General features: G+C 64.8%; 15 protein-coding genes and 2 rRNA genes. 8 read left to right on the top strand and 9 right to left on the bottom strand.

Annotated features, from left to right (window positions below):
- From BMY30_RS15050 to rlmM, 4 genes are all read left to right on the top strand, one after another.
- Positions 1-293: ribosomal RNA gene (locus tag BMY30_RS15050) — 23S ribosomal RNA — on the top strand; the annotation flags it as partial.
- An 83-nt stretch (positions 294-376) separates the two neighbouring features.
- Positions 377-492: ribosomal RNA gene (gene rrf / locus BMY30_RS15045) — 5S ribosomal RNA — on the top strand.
- A 126-nt stretch (positions 493-618) separates the two neighbouring features.
- Positions 619-1068 carry a DUF2721 domain-containing protein gene (locus BMY30_RS15040; protein ID WP_089715176.1) on the top strand — a complete coding sequence of 150 codons (450 nt, stop codon included), beginning with the start codon at positions 619-621 and terminating at the stop codon, positions 1066-1068.
- Positions 1052-2125: a 23S rRNA (cytidine(2498)-2'-O)-methyltransferase RlmM gene (rlmM, locus tag BMY30_RS15035; RefSeq protein WP_089715175.1), complete on the top strand. Its 1074-nt coding sequence runs from the start codon at positions 1052-1054 to the stop codon at positions 2123-2125. The genes BMY30_RS15040 and rlmM overlap by 17 nt, the downstream gene beginning before the upstream one ends.
- Before the next feature lie 11 nt (positions 2126-2136).
- On the opposite strand, the gene BMY30_RS15030 is transcribed toward rlmM, so the two are convergent.
- Complete coding sequence (locus tag BMY30_RS15030; RefSeq protein WP_089715173.1) at positions 2137-2427, bottom strand: antibiotic biosynthesis monooxygenase family protein; 291 nt, start codon at positions 2425-2427, stop codon at positions 2137-2139.
- Positions 2428-2469: 42 nt separating this feature from the next.
- On the opposite strand from BMY30_RS15030, the gene tusA reads away from it, so the two are divergent.
- Complete coding sequence (gene tusA, locus BMY30_RS15025; RefSeq protein WP_089715172.1) at positions 2470-2721, top strand: sulfurtransferase TusA; 252 nt, start codon at positions 2470-2472, stop codon at positions 2719-2721.
- A 15-nt stretch (positions 2722-2736) separates the two neighbouring features.
- On the opposite strand, the gene BMY30_RS15020 is transcribed toward tusA, so the two are convergent.
- The 3 genes from BMY30_RS15020 to BMY30_RS15010 form a co-directional block, all read right to left on the bottom strand.
- On the bottom strand, positions 2737-3453 hold the full coding sequence (locus tag BMY30_RS15020; RefSeq protein ID WP_089715169.1) for a hypothetical protein: 717 nt from the start codon (positions 3451-3453) through the stop codon (positions 2737-2739).
- Between the two features lie 112 nt (positions 3454-3565).
- Complete coding sequence (locus tag BMY30_RS15015; RefSeq protein ID WP_089715167.1) at positions 3566-4633, bottom strand: DUF3080 family protein; 1068 nt, start codon at positions 4631-4633, stop codon at positions 3566-3568.
- On the bottom strand, positions 4605-6053 hold the full coding sequence (locus BMY30_RS15010) for an MATE family efflux transporter (RefSeq protein WP_244516237.1): 1449 nt from the start codon (positions 6051-6053) through the stop codon (positions 4605-4607). The genes BMY30_RS15015 and BMY30_RS15010 overlap by 29 nt, the downstream gene beginning before the upstream one ends.
- A 152-nt stretch (positions 6054-6205) precedes the next feature.
- On the opposite strand from BMY30_RS15010, the gene BMY30_RS15005 reads away from it, so the two are divergent.
- Entirely contained in the window at positions 6206-6781 is a 576-nt protein-coding gene (locus BMY30_RS15005) for an elongation factor P hydroxylase (RefSeq protein WP_089715163.1), read from the top strand.
- Positions 6782-6829: 48 nt separating this feature from the next.
- Here the strand turns inward: BMY30_RS15005 and BMY30_RS15000 are convergent, their stop codons facing one another.
- Together BMY30_RS15000 and BMY30_RS14995 are read right to left on the bottom strand one after the other, a co-directional pair.
- Positions 6830-7384, bottom strand: coding sequence for a hypothetical protein (locus BMY30_RS15000; RefSeq protein WP_244516236.1), 555 nt, complete (start codon positions 7382-7384; stop codon positions 6830-6832).
- A 1-nt stretch (position 7385) separates the two neighbouring features.
- Positions 7386-8273 (bottom strand): TatD family hydrolase, encoded by an 888-nt coding sequence (locus BMY30_RS14995; protein WP_089715160.1) that lies wholly within the window; start codon positions 8271-8273, stop codon positions 7386-7388.
- A gap of 100 nt (positions 8274-8373) precedes the next feature.
- Here BMY30_RS14995 and BMY30_RS14990 point away from each other — a divergent pair, with 100 nt between their 5' ends.
- On the top strand, positions 8374-10305 hold the full coding sequence (locus BMY30_RS14990; protein ID WP_089715157.1) for an ATP-binding cassette domain-containing protein: 1932 nt from the start codon (positions 8374-8376) through the stop codon (positions 10303-10305).
- Between the two features lie 83 nt (positions 10306-10388).
- Here the strand turns inward: BMY30_RS14990 and BMY30_RS14985 are convergent, their stop codons facing one another.
- Complete coding sequence (locus BMY30_RS14985) at positions 10389-10844, bottom strand: universal stress protein (RefSeq protein WP_089715154.1); 456 nt, start codon at positions 10842-10844, stop codon at positions 10389-10391.
- A gap of 106 nt (positions 10845-10950) precedes the next feature.
- Between BMY30_RS14985 and BMY30_RS14980 the strand changes: the two genes are divergently transcribed.
- The gene (locus tag BMY30_RS14980) at positions 10951-11481 is read left to right on the top strand and encodes a preprotein translocase subunit YajC (RefSeq protein ID WP_089715152.1); all 531 of its coding nucleotides are present in this window, start codon (positions 10951-10953) and stop codon (positions 11479-11481) included.
- Between the two features lie 6 nt (positions 11482-11487).
- On the opposite strand, the gene slyA is transcribed toward BMY30_RS14980, so the two are convergent.
- Together slyA and BMY30_RS14970 are read right to left on the bottom strand one after the other, a co-directional pair.
- Positions 11488-11931 carry a transcriptional regulator SlyA gene (gene slyA, locus BMY30_RS14975; protein WP_089715184.1) on the bottom strand — a complete coding sequence of 148 codons (444 nt, stop codon included), beginning with the start codon at positions 11929-11931 and terminating at the stop codon, positions 11488-11490.
- 74 nt (positions 11932-12005) lie between these two features.
- A complete protein-coding gene (locus tag BMY30_RS14970; RefSeq protein ID WP_244516235.1) occupies positions 12006-13355 on the bottom strand; it encodes a DUF5924 family protein in 1350 nt (449 codons plus the stop codon).
- Between the last annotated feature and the right edge of the window lie 5 nt (positions 13356-13360).

Raw genomic sequence — 13360 nt, 5'->3', positions numbered from 1 at the left:
CTATCTGCCGTGGGCGTTGGATGTTTGAGAAGGGCTGCTCCTAGTACGAGAGGACCGGAGTGGACGCACCTCTGGTGTTCCGGTTGTCACGCCAGTGGCATTGCCGGGTAGCTATGTGCGGACGGGATAACCGCTGAAAGCATCTAAGCGGGAAGCCCCCTTCAAGATGAGACATCCCCGAGGCCTCGAGCCTCCTGAAGGGCCCAGCGAGACCAGCTGGTTGATAGGCCGGGTGTGGAAGCGCTGCAAGGCGTTGAGCTAACCGGTACTAATGGCCCGTGAGGCTTGACCATATAACACCCAAGCGGTCTGCCGATGACGACCGACAGCCGGATACGATGAGACGCCTCGCGTCAGCATGATTCACCGTTTTTCGCCTGACGACCATAGCGTGCGGGAACCACCTGATCCCATGCCGAACTCAGCAGTGAAACCGCTCAGCGCCGATGGTAGTGTGGGGCCTCCCCATGCGAGAGTAGGTCATCGTCAGGCACCTATCCCGAGAAAACCCCGTGTTCGAAAGAGCGCGGGGTTTTTTCGTTCCAGACGCTGATCCTGCAATTCAAGAATGACTCGGCTGATATAATGTGCCGATGAAATTTCCCTGGAGATATCGACTTGACCCTGACCACGCCGGCACTGCTGTTTCCGGCCATCTCGCTGTTACTGCTGGCCTACACCAATCGCTTCCTGACGTTGGCACAGTTGATTCGCAAGCTCGCCGATCAGGAGCGAAGTCAGCACCATGAGGCCAACGCCAGGCAGATTCTGCTTTTGCGCAAGCGCATCGCCTTGACGAAGACCATGCAGTTGGCCGGAGTGTTGAGCTTTCTGCTCTGTACCCTGTCGATGTTCGCCCTTTTTCTCTCGCTGGAACTGCTCGGCATGCTGCTCTTCGGCATCAGCCTCGTCAGCCTGTCTGTCTCCCTGGTCTATTCACTCTGGGAGGTGCAGATATCCACCAATGCCTTGAACGTTCAGCTCCGCGATATCGAGAATATCATGCACTCGGAATCTGGTGATGTAGAAGGGCACAGGAAGGGAAAGCGACATGACGACACCGGATGAATTGTTGCTCTATTGTCGCCCGGGATTCGAACAGGACCTGGCGGCAGAGCTCGCGGAGAAGGTCATGTCTCTGGGGTGGCAGGGAGAGACCGACGTCCGGCCTGACGTCGGTTTCGTGCGCTTTATCGTCGCCGGCGATGTGCCAGCCAATGCGCTGCATCGGGCATTGCCCCTGGCCAGCCTGGTGTTTGCTCGGCAGAGCCTGCTCGGCTTGCCACCGTTGTTGCTGCCGCGTGAGGACCGCCTGACGCCGATACTCGATCAGGTCGTGGCGAGTGGCTGGAGCTTCGAATCGGTCTGGCAGGAAACACCGGATACCAACGAAGCCAAGGCCCTCGCCGGCCTGATCAAGGCGTTAAAGCGGCCGCTGGAATCGCTGCTCAAGAAGCGGGGTGCCTTACGGCGCAAGGCCGGCGGGCGCCGCCTTCACCTGCTGTGGAGTGACGGGGATCGCGTCCAGTTGGGGATGAGCTTCCCCGCCAATCGCAGTGAGCTTCCGGGGGGGATTCGCCGGCTGCGCTTTCCTCACCGTGCGCCGAGCCGCTCCACCCTCAAGCTCGAGGAGGCATGGCATGAGTTCATTTCACGGGACGAGTGGAATGAACGGCTCGGGGAGGGGATGCAGGCGGCCGACCTGGGCGCCGCTCCCGGCGGCTGGACCTGGCAGCTTGTTCAGCGTGGCATGCATGTCTATGCCATCGACAATGGCCCCATGGACAAGGGATTGATGGCCACTGGGTTGGTGGACCACCTGCGCGAGGACGGCTTCGTCTGGGAGCCTCCCGGACGGCTCGATTGGCTGGTGTGCGATATCGTCGATAAGCCATCGCGAGTGATGTCGATGGTCCAGCGCTGGCTCGTGCGCCGCTGGTGTCGGGAGGCGATCTTCAACCTGAAACTGCCCATGAAGCGACGCTGGCAGGAGGTGTCCCGCTGTCTGTTGGGCCTCGAATCGGCACTCGCCGAGGCCGGCGTTAGGGCCGAAGTGGCGTGTCGCCACCTCTACCATGATCGCGAGGAGGTGACGGTGCACGTGCGGATCCTGGACGTAGCCTGATCCGCGAGCCTTCAGTGGGTCGTCGGCTCGTAGATGCGGATACGCTCCTCCTCGGTCAGCAGCGGCACCAGGCTCTGCATGACCCGGGCGCGTGTCTCGCTCTGGTACCACTCCTTCCAGGCACGCATGTCGCGCCACTTGGTGATCATCAGACGTCGATCGCTATGGCCAAGTTCGACGAGGCTCTCGCCGCCGACGAAGCCACGCGCGCCCAGTGAATGGCGCATGGCCTCCCTGGCGGCCGCCTCGTATTCCTCCTCCAGGCCGGGCATGATACGACGTTCGATAATGATCTTGATCATCCGTTACTCCCTTACTTTTACTGTCCTGCAACGAGGTCATCGATGGTTGATTCCGCGGATTCCCTGCCGGCCTGTGATGCGCAGCTCGATACCACCGGGCTCTACTGCCCTGAGCCGATCATGCTGATGCACAACCAGGTGCGTGATATGCACACGGGAGAGGTACTCAAGGTGATCGCCAGCGATCCGGCCACAACGAGAGACATCCCCAAGTTCTGCAGTTTCCTGGGGCATGAGCTCCTGCAACAGCAGGAAGACGACGGCAGTTACCTCTACTTTATCCGTCTCGGCTGAGTCGCGACCAGCCTGTCAGTCAGCCTGGGCGTCAACGTCGCTATCGGGCATGACCATCAGGGCCAGGGCCTCGAGGGTGGTGGGATCCTCGTGGCGGATGCGATTGGCGATCTGACGCTGGAAGAAGTAGACGACGCGGTGTCGACTGTGGCCGGGGTAGAGGCAGGGATCGCCGGGCAGGATCGGTGTAGTCTCGATGAGGCGCTCGTCGGCGAGCAAGGCCTCCACGGTGCCATCGCTGTAGAGACGCCAGCCGAAGACCTGCTTCAACTGCCAGGGCGCATCGCTTTCGTCCATGCACAGGGCATGGGTCCCTTGGGTCTCGGGGAGCTGCTGGATCAGCGTGGTCTCGTCGGTTTCCTCGTAATCGAAGTAGGCAGCGGCGTGCTCGAGCTCCAGCACCTTGTGTTCGGGCGCCTCCTCGAAGAGCTCCTCGGTCTCCGGGTCGCGATAGCCGATGAAATGGCCGTGCTCGGCGTCATCCAGGCGATGGCAGGGCGTGAGGGCTTCCATCCAGGGCACCAGGCCGACCACCTCACCATCTTCCTGAAGTCCCCAGGCCAGCAGCGGCATGCCGTACAGGGTGTCGGCATCCGAGGCGAGCCGATAGACCATCTCCAGATTGTCCAGCTCGGGCGAAAGACGAACCAACCGGCGGCGGGCCAGTTGACGTTGGCGCATGGCCTCGAGGTCGATGACCCGGGCGGAGCGGTGTGACTGCGGGATTCCCATGATGTCCCTCCTGGTGCTGCGTGGTCACGGCATCGGCCTGGTAAGCAGCGCACTGCGTCACTGTTATCTCATCAATAGCACAGAGTGATTGCCGAGGTTAAGTCCCGGCGGCTCATCGACAGTGACGGGCAAGGCGATTGCGCAGTACAGCGTGACGATCGCGGGCCGCCGTGAAAGCCGGAAGGGGGGCGTCGAGGTGTGTCAGCGACAGCCAGCGACGCCGGTAGTCGGCCACCGCCGGCGGGGGTTCCACATGTACCTCGAGAAGGGCGTCGATGGCTTCAAGCCAGTGCCGGGCGGCGCGTTCGAGGTCATTCAACCATGCCGTCAGCTGGGCCGCCTCGGGTGATTCAGCCAGGCGGTCGACTGCCCCGCGGCAGGATTCGCTGTCCAGATGCTCCAAGGCGCCCTCGATCAGTGTCGCAGCCTCGGTCAGACGCTGATCGGCGAGAAGCAGGGTGCGCAGCAGCTCGGCAGAGAGCGGGCGTTCCTGCAGGGTCTTGAGGTGACCCTCGAGGGTGGCCGAATCAGGCATCCAGGTCCGATCGAACTGGTGCAGCCTTGCCTCGCGCAAGTAGCCCAGGGCGGCACTGCGCGGTTCGACCTCGTCGAAATCTTCAGGAGAGAGAGGGGAGCTCGCCCGGGAAAAGTTCTTGACCCACTCCTCGGAGGCAAAGAGGGCGTTCCAGCTGACCCGCGGCAGCTGGATGGTCTTGGTGATAGTGAGGCGGTACAGGCGGTCGCGGCTGTCATCCGAGAGGGTGTCCGGCACCTCGCTGTTCCAGCAGCCACTCAGCCTGCGCCACAATTCGAGCTCGTAGAGCCAGCGCTGGCTGGGAGCTGCCACCTTGCCGAGCTGGTTGTTGCGTCCCGCTATGAGGTTGGCGATGTGGCACTCGCGCAGGGCATAGATGTCGAGCATGCCCTCGCGGGTCTCGATAATCTCGAACAGCCGCTGGTCTTGTTCAGGGAAGGCCGCGATGTTCTGCGGTGCCGAGCGCCGCGGTGCCTCGAGCGAGAGGGTCTCGGCGAGGCGCTGGTGGTAGTCACGCAGCAGGATCTCGCTGTCGCCCTCGCCGCAGCCGGCCAGCAGCAGTAACAGTATCGCCCCTAGCCCCAGCGCCCAGAGATGGTGGGGCGTACGGCTGGTGTCACTTGGAAGGAATCTCGATCTGTCCATTGCTCGTCGCCTTGCTGATGCGTCTGAGCCGCTTCCCCAGCAGCACCGCAGCGATGCTCAAGCCGCCAATCAGGCCGATCCAGTAGCCGTGCACGCCCAGCGGACCGACCCACCCGAAGAGACCATGCGACCCCAGCCAGTGACCGCCGCCCAGCCCCACCAGCCAGTAAGACAGCACGGTGATCAGCATAATGATACGGGTGTCTTTGTAGCCCCGCAGGGCGCCGGCCAGATTGACCTGCAGCGAGTCCGATACCTGGAATATCATCGCCAGGCCGACCAGCGTCAGTGTCAGGCGCTGTACCTCGCTGTCATGAGTATACAGCCCGATTACCGGCTCGGCGGTGAGCCACAGCAGCAGGCTGTTTAGCCCCGCCACGGCCAGCGCCATCAGGATGCCGTACCAGGCTACCAGTCGGGCGGCATCTGGGCGGCCCTGGCCCAGGGTGTTGCCGACCCGCACGGTTAGGGCCATGCCCAGGGAGAGCGGCAGCATGAAGAGGATCGAGGTGTAGTTGAGAGCGACCTGGTGGGCCGCCACGGTGACCTCGCCGAGGCTGGCGATGAACAGGGCGATCAGGGTAAACAGCGTCACCTCGACAAAGATCGCCACGCCGATGGGCACGCCCACATGTAGCAGCTCGCCGATCAGCGGCCAGCGCGGGAGCGTCGGCGAATGCCAGAGCACGATGTCGCCATAGGCGTGGGAGCGCCGCGTGTAGGTGATCATCGCCAGGCACATCACCCACATGGAGAACGCCGTGGCGATGCCGCATCCCAGGGCACCGAGGGCGGGCAGGTCCTGCACGCTGCCGGGTAGCCAGTCGCCGAACAGCCCCGTCAGCCCCTCGCCACCGTAGATCAGCACGAAATTACTGGGGATGTTCACGCCGAGGCCGACCAGGCTGATCCACAGCGACGGCCGGGTATGGTTCATGCCGTCCGAGAAGGCGCGCAGTGCCTGGAAGAGGGCCACGCCGGGCATGCCGAAGGCCACGGCGGCCAGGTAGGCGGCGGCGCGCTCGGCTACCTCCTCGGGCACCGCCATCAGGCGAAAGATCGGCATTACCGTGAACCACAGCAGCACCGCGGCAGCTATGCCCAAGACGAGGGCTATCCACAGCGCCTGGTGGACGCTGGGGCGGATCCCTGCCGTGCGGCCGCCACCCAGCAACTGGGCGACGATCGGCGTCAGCCCCATCAGGGTGCCGGTAATGAACAGCATCAGCGGCATCCACAGGCTGGAACCCACCGAGACCGCTGCCAGGTCGGTGGCGCTGAGCCGCCCGGTCATTATCACGTCGACGACACTCATGCCGGCCTGGGCCAATTGGGCCCCACAGATGGGCAGCGTCAGGCGCAGCAGGGGGCGTGTTTCCTTGCGACTGGTGGCCAGCAGGCGTGAGGAGAACGAGGCCAAGGTAGCAGTTCCGTCCGTCGGTCGAGATAAGGGCGGCATCGTCGGTCCGGGACGCACGCCGGCGGGTCGCTCAGTCTATCAGGGAGCAACGATTTTCGCTGCGCCCCATCGTGCCCCTATAATGGCGCCTTTTACGCCTTCCAGGAGCCTGCGTGAGCCACCGACTCGAGGATGTGATGGCCCTCTTCGACGGTCTCTTCCTGCCCCGCTACCGGACCCGTCTGGTGCGTGGCGGCGACGAACCGCTCTACCTGCCGGCGGACGAAGCCACTCCCTGGCATCGGGTGATCTTCGCCCGCGGTTTCTACGCCAGCGCCCTGCATGAGGTCAGCCATTGGTGCATCGCCGGTGCCCGCCGACGACGGCTCGAGGACTACGGCTACTGGTACCTACCCGATGGCCGCGATGCCGAGCAGCAGCGTGACTTTGAGGCGGCGGAGGTATCGCCCCAGGCGCTGGAGATGCTCTTCTCACGGGCCTGCGGTCGACCTTTTCGGGTCAGCGTCGACAACCTGGGCGAAGTGGAAGTCGATCGCGAGGGCTTCCAGGCGAGGGTCGAGGCACGTGCCGAGCGATACCTGCACGAAGGTCTGCCGGGTCGTGCCGCGGCCTTCCGGCAGGCGCTGGTGGCCTTCTACCAGGAAGGAGCTAGCCTCGATCAGGCTGTGGTGGCCGGGCGGCGTCGACTCTCGCCGGCAGGGTCGCGGTCCGTCGAGACGATCGACTAGCGGCAGTGTCCAGGCGAAATACCGCGGACAGCTTTATCCCTGTCTTGCTCAATCGTCGATGTCATCGCCGTCCAGCAGCCGGCCATCGAAGGGGAGAGCCTCGGAGGGCAAGGCGCCTGGCGCAAGGCGCTGGTGGAGATTGAGCATCACCGCCACCTCGTGCTCGGGACGCAAGGGCTCGAGCCCCAGCTCGCCGAACAGGTCCCCCCTGGCCCGGGCCCAGTCGCCGGGTTCGAGCTCATCGTAGAGGCTCTCCGCCGGGGCCAGCTCGACGAAGGGGTCGAGGCCATAGGTATCGAAGAGTCGAGAGATCGCCGCTTCGTCATCGCTCACGCCTGCCGTGAAGAGAGTTTCACTGAAGTGGTCATTCTCGAGCTCGCGGATCACGTCCAGCGGGCTCACCCCCATGCTGTTGAGCTCCTCCAGGCTGTATTCGCCCAGCGAGACCATCTCGTTATCCAGCCAGTCGTCGTCCGGCTGGATTAGGGTGTGCTTGACTCGCCCGTCGGGCAGCGTCCAGGCGATGGCCAGCGGCAACCCGCCGTCCTCGCCGGTCTCGACGGCGATGAAGCCGGGTATCTCCTTGCTCTCGGGGCCGGCCATGTCAGGACTCCTCGTGTTCGGTGGCGGGGCCTGCCTCGTTCGCCGGAAGGCGGAAGAAGGTCAGTGCGGTCGCGGTGGTGGCACTGGCCAGTTCGGCCTCGTCCATGCCCCGCCAATGGGCGATCTCGCGCACGATCCAGGGCAGCAGGGCTGGTTCGTGGCGTCTGCCCTTGAGTTTGGCAGGTAAATTGCGAGGTAGCAGGTATGGGCAGTCGGTTTCCACCATCAGTCGGTCAAGCGGGATCTCGTCGACCAGCTCGCGCAGGTGGTAGCCACGTCGTTCGTCGCACAGCCAGCCGGTCAGGCCAATATGCAGGTCCAGGTCCCGGTAGCCATAGAGAGTGTCGCGGTCGGCAGTAAAGCAATGGATCACGGCGTCAGTGATCTCGTCTCGCCAGGCGTGCAGCATTTCGCGCATGCGACGTCCGGCGTCACGCTCATGGATGAACAGCGGTTTGCCGCTCTCCGCCGCCAGACCGAGCTGTGCCTCGAAGGCGCGTTCCTGTTCGGCGGGCGTAGAGAAGTTACGGTTGAAGTCCAGGCCGCACTCACCCACCGCCACCACCTCGGGCTGATGGTGCAGGTCTCGCATCGCCCGCTCCAGTGCTTGGTCCCAGCGGCTGGCGTCATGTGGGTGCACCCCGGCGGTGGCGAAGAGCCCCGGGTGACGACGCGCCAGCGCCACGGCCTGTTCAGCATGCTCACGGTCGGTGCCGGTGAGAATCAACTTGGTGACGTTCGCCGCCCGGGCGCGGGACAGTACCGCCGGCAGGTCCCGAGCGAAACTCTCGTGAGTCAGGTTGGCGCCGATGTCCACCAGCGGGGCGGGCGAGGTGAAGCGCAGGGCCTCGGGCAGGACGTCGTCGAAGGTGTCGGTCGGGGCAACCAAGGCGGAACTCCTTCAGGAAACAGGCGCGCATTGTACCCGCCACCACGCCGGGCCGGCCATGCGTTACACTAGCGACCTCAATGAAAGAAGAGGTGAGCGCGTGACCCTGCTACGTCTGGAACAGCTGCAACTGGCCTATGGAAACCAGGTACTGCTCAACGGCGCCGACCTGGTGCTGGAGAAGGGTGAGCGCCTCGCCCTGGTGGGGCGCAACGGGACCGGCAAGTCTACCCTGCTGAAGCTGGTGGCCGGCGAGATCCAGGCCGATGGCGGCAACATCTGGCGCGCGCCGGGGCTCAAGATCGGTGTGCTCGCCCAGGAGTTGCCGGATGCCACCGGCCAGACCATCTTCGACGTAGTGGCCCAGGGCCTCCCCGAGGCCGGTGAACTGCTCTCCGAGTATCATCACCTGATCCACGACGAGGAGCCGGACATGCGACGCATGGCCGAGCTGCAGACGCGGATCGAGTCGATCGACGGCTGGTCCTTCCATCAGCGTATCGACGTGGTACTGACTCGGCTGGGGCTGCCTGCCGATGCCGAGATGGCCGCGCTCTCCGGCGGTTGGCGTCGACGCGTGGCACTGGCACGGGCGCTGGTCGCCGAGCCCGACCTGCTGTTGCTGGATGAGCCCACCAACCACCTCGACCTGGACACCATCGCCTGGCTGGAAGAGCAGCTGCTGGACTTCAATGGCGCCGTGCTCTTCATCACCCACGACCGTGCCTTTCTGTCGAAGCTCGCCACGGCGATCCTCGAGCTCGACCGCGGGCGTCTGGGACGCTACCCCGGGGATTACGCCGCCTATCAGGAGCAGAAGACCCACGAGCTGGAGGTCGAGGCCCGGGAGCATGCCGAGTTCGACAAGAAACTCGCCCAGGAAGAGGCCTGGATCCGCCAGGGCATCAAAGCACGCCGCACCCGCAACGAGGGCCGGGTCAGGGCACTGGAGCAGCTGCGTCGGGAGCGTAGCGAACGCCGCGAACGCCAGGGCAAGGCCTCGATTTCCGTCGACAGTGGCGCGCGCAGCGGCAAGCGGGTGGTGAGCCTCGAGCACGTCACCCAGCGCTTCGGGGAGGAGGTGGTGATCGACGACCTGACCCTGGAGATCCAGCGCGGTGATCGCATCGGCTTCATCGGCCGCAACGGTGCTGGCAAGACGACGCTGCTCAAGATACTGCTCGGGGAGCTCGAGCCGACCGAGGGCAAGGTACAGTTCGGGACCAAGCTGCAGGTCGCCTATTTCGACCAGCTGCGCGCCGGGCTGGAGCCGGAGAAGAGCGTCTACGACAACGTGGCCCAGGGCAGCGATCGCATCGCCGTGGGCGGCCGCGACCGCCACGTGATGAGCTATCTGCAGGACTTCCTGTTCACCCCCGAGCGGGTGCGCCAGCCGGTCAAGGCGCTATCCGGCGGCGAGTCCAACCGCCTGCTGCTGGCCAAGCTGTTCACCCAGCCGGCCAACGTCCTGGTACTCGACGAGCCGACCAACGACCTCGACGTCGAGACCCTGGAATTGCTCGAGGAACTGCTGCTCGACTTCGACGGCACCCTGCTGCTGGTCTCCCACGACCGAGCCTTCATGGACAACGTGGTGACCAGCTTGCTGGCCTTCGAGGGCCAGGGTCGGGTGCGCGAGTACGTGGGCGGCTACAGCGACTGGGTGCGCCAGGGTGGTCGGCTGCCCCCGGCACCCTGGGAGGGTGCGGCGCGCCAGCACGCCGAACCCACGGCCCCGGCGGCCAGCGACACCCCGGTACCGGCCAAGGCAGCTTCCGGTGCTAGCCCGGCGAACCGGCCGGTCAAGCTCTCCTACAAGCTGCAGCGCGAGCTGGACGGCCTGCCTGCCGAGATAGAGCGCCTCGAGGAACAAATAGCCGCTTACGAGGCACAGGTGGGCGATCCTGCCTTCTACCAGCAGGATGCCGATACCGTTTCGGCGACATTGCAGTCGCTGAACGACACTCAGGCCGAGCTGGAAGCGGCCATGGAACGGTGGATGGAGCTTGAGGCGATGGCCGCGGGCGAGTAAGCAAGCGATGATCCGCTTGCTTCGGGCCTGAAAACAACAAAGGCGCCCGTGGGCGCCTTTGCGGTGGAACGGACGAGGGTTGGTTACTCCTCACTCTTCTCGCCCTTGCCGCCGACCCGCACGGCCAGCACGTCGCACCGGGCCCCGTGCAGCACTCCGGTGGAGGTGGAGCCGAGCAGCAGGGCGAAACCATGGCGGCCGTGGGAGCCGACCACGATCAGGTCGACGTCTTGCTCCTCGGCGAAGCGGTGAATCTCGGTGTCGGGCATGCCTACCACCACGTGCTGGTTCTCGCGGGGCACATGGGTATCGGCGATCTCGGCCAGGCGCTCCTTGGCGTGTTCGTCGAGCTGGTCCTGGATGCTGGTGAGGTCCATGGGGATGTCGCCGCCATAGGCGAAGCCCAGCGGCTCCAGGGTATGCATGATGGACAGCTTTGCCTCGTTGCGGTTGGCGATCTGCATCGCCCGCTCCAGGACCTTGTAGGAGTCCTTGGTCAGGTCGACGGCGACCAGGACATGACGATATTCATTGCTCATGGTGTGACTCTCCGTACAGCGACCCGCGCTTTTGGGTATGCCCCCACTCTAGGACGCCTGGCGTGACAAGACAACGACTTGCATCAAGATTCACAGGGAGAAACGCATGGCCTGGTTGATCATTCTCATCGCGGTGATGCTGGTGATTTCACCGGTACTCTGGCTCAAGCCGAGCCCGCGCCAGAAGCGGGTAGCGCAGATGCGCACGGCCATGAGTCGGGCTGGCGTCACCGTCAAGCTGGCCAAGCCACCGTTTCATGACGCCAGGGGCGTCATGCCCCACTACCGCTGGCCCTATCCGCCGCAGCAGCCAGGGCCTGATTTCACGCTGGTGCGAGACGTCGAAGCCGGACCGGCGCTCAAGCCGTTCCGACATGGCTGGTACTGGCGCTTCGAACCGCTGCGGCCACTGCCGGCAGCGGCCGAAGCACCGCTCGAGGCACTGCTGACGCGTCTGCCCCTGGATGCCAAGGTGCTGGAGTCGAACCGGGCGGCTCTTGGCCTCTGGTGGTGGGAGTCACAGGATGCCGAGCGTTTCGCCAGCTACCTGGAAGACTTCGCGGCCCTGCGTGACGCCCTGGCTGGCCGTCCCGACCATCCGGAAAGGGAGGTACCCCTGGAGGGGCCGCGCGCCTGAGGAAGGTCACTCCACGTCTTCGCGGGCCTGGATCGCCAGGCCGTTCTCCTCGATACTCGTCAGCAGGCTAGCCAGTTGGGCGACCTCCTGATTGTCGAGGCCGGCCAGCATCTCGCTGCGCGCCTGGCTGACCACCGCATCGATCTGCTCCAGTAGAGGCGTCGCCTCGGGCGTCAGGTAGATCCGCTTGGTGCGGCGGTCCTGCTCGCAGCCGCGCCGCTCGATCAGTCCCTGCTCGGAGAGCTGGTCCAGAGTGCGGACCAGGGAGGGGGCTTCGACGCCGATGGCCCGGGCCAGGTCACACTGGGGTTGGCCATCGCCGAGCCGCCAGAGGTGATAGAGAGTGATCCAGCGGGTCTGGGTCAGGCCCAGCGGCGCCAGGCGCTGGTCGATGACGGCACGCCACAGGCGTGGCACGCGAGACAATTGGAAGCCGATGTTCTGGTGCATGGAGCTGTGCATCCGGGAGAAGCCTCGTCGGATTGTCCGAACCGGCGACGTGGAATGCAAGCAGGCTTATCGTTTCAGCCCTCTTCCGGCCCCTGTCCACCCGCGCCCGGGTTACCCTCTGCCTGGTCTGTTTCATCCGCTTCGTCCGCTTCGGCGGTATCCGTCTCTTGGTCGGTGGCCATCTGCTCCCCGGGCACCTTGGATTTCGCCTCCTCCTGACCCTCCTCTGAGGGTGCACCCTCGGCAGCCGGCTCGGGTCGGGGCAGCAGCTGTCGGATGTCCAGGCCGGGAATGCCCGAGGGCCGCTCGATCATGCCGTCGGCCAGGGTGGCCGCCTGGTCGTCGTCACTCACCGTGAAGCGCAGCATCCCGATCCGCTGGCCGCCGTCGGTCATCACGTCGATTCGCCATGAGCCACTGGGATTCTCGGGAAAGTTCTCCTTGTGGCTCCAGGCACGGTAGCCGGCTTCGCGCCCTCCCTGGATTTCCAGCGGGATGCGGTCGACCTCCTCACCATCCTGTCGCCATACGTGCACCACCTCCTCGCGCAGGCCGCGGGGGGCATGGACCGCCGTGAAGGCATAGAGCCCTTCGCTGGTCAGCGCGGCAGGGGTCAAGAGCATGCTGCCGATAGGGCTTCTGGCCTGGGTATCGAAGCCGGGAGAAAGGGCACTACCCGAGATCCACAGGCTGGCCGGTGGCACCCAGATGCGACCTGCCCAGGCCGCGCCTGCCAGCAGCGGCAACAGCACCAGTATCGCCAGCCAGCGTGAGGCGGTCATCGGCCGCAGCAGGTGCATCAGGCTCGGCAGGCTGAACAACACCATAGCACCGATGGCCAGCAAAAGGCTCTGGCGGGTGGTCAGGTGCAGAAGGGTCGGCAGGGCGACAAGTACCACCAGGAAGACGCACTGGGCATGGAAGGCGAAGTAGAGCCAGCGAAGCCGGTCGGCCAGCCGATAATAGAGTGGGTCGAGGATCGACAGCAGTGCCATGGCCAGGATCAGCAGGGTGAAAATTGCCTGGCCGCTCTGCCATACCGTGGTGGCGAGCATGAAGGGCAGGGTGAAGAACAGGGTCTCCTGGTGGATCAGCTGGGCGATGAAAGCGGTCACGCCTCGCGGCAGGGTCGGGTAGCCACGACGGGCCAGCGTCCGGTCAATCAGGCTCTCGGAGAGCAGCAGCATCCATGCCAGCAACATGCCCAGGGCCAGCATCGCCCCGAGCCACTGCTGGCGCTCCACCAGGAAGAAGCTTCCTAGTCCGGCGGCCAGAGCCATCGGTGGCCACAGCCAACTCCAGGGCCGCACGCGTTCCACCAGCCGTTCGATGCGTGCCTGCCAGGTGCTGAGGCGTGGCGACTGCCTGCCGGCGGCAGTTGTCGCAGAGGGCTGGGGTGCATCCGTCGGCGGTTCTCTTTTCATCCGTC

Source organism: Halomonas daqiaonensis, assembly GCF_900109725.1.
GTDB classification, from domain to species: Bacteria; Pseudomonadota; Gammaproteobacteria; order Pseudomonadales; family Halomonadaceae; genus Halomonas; species Halomonas daqiaonensis.
Note: the sequence above shows the minus strand (reverse complement) of the source record. Positions and strands in the feature narration are given on the sequence as shown.

What these genes read in the sequence shown, in the direction of transcription:
- slyA (WP_089715184.1), bottom strand. Translation starts at nt 11,931, where the DNA reads ATGCACCAGAACATCGGCTTCCAATTGTCTCGCGTGCCACGCCTGTGG.
- BMY30_RS14970 (WP_244516235.1), bottom strand. Translation starts at nt 13,355, where the DNA reads ATGAAAAGAGAACCGCCGACGGATGCACCCCAGCCCTCTGCGACAACT.
- rlmM (WP_089715175.1), top strand. Translation starts at nt 1,052, where the DNA reads ATGACGACACCGGATGAATTGTTGCTCTATTGTCGCCCGGGATTCGAA.
- tusA (WP_089715172.1), top strand. Translation starts at nt 2,470, where the DNA reads ATGGTTGATTCCGCGGATTCCCTGCCGGCCTGTGATGCGCAGCTCGAT.
- BMY30_RS14980 (WP_089715152.1), top strand. Translation starts at nt 10,951, where the DNA reads ATGGCCTGGTTGATCATTCTCATCGCGGTGATGCTGGTGATTTCACCG.
- BMY30_RS15000 (WP_244516236.1), bottom strand. Translation starts at nt 7,384, where the DNA reads ATGGCCGGCCCCGAGAGCAAGGAGATACCCGGCTTCATCGCCGTCGAG.
- BMY30_RS15015 (WP_089715167.1), bottom strand. Translation starts at nt 4,633, where the DNA reads ATGGACAGATCGAGATTCCTTCCAAGTGACACCAGCCGTACGCCCCAC.
- BMY30_RS14985 (WP_089715154.1), bottom strand. Translation starts at nt 10,844, where the DNA reads ATGAGCAATGAATATCGTCATGTCCTGGTCGCCGTCGACCTGACCAAG.
- BMY30_RS15030 (WP_089715173.1), bottom strand. Translation starts at nt 2,427, where the DNA reads ATGATCAAGATCATTATCGAACGTCGTATCATGCCCGGCCTGGAGGAG.
- BMY30_RS15020 (WP_089715169.1), bottom strand. Translation starts at nt 3,453, where the DNA reads ATGGGAATCCCGCAGTCACACCGCTCCGCCCGGGTCATCGACCTCGAG.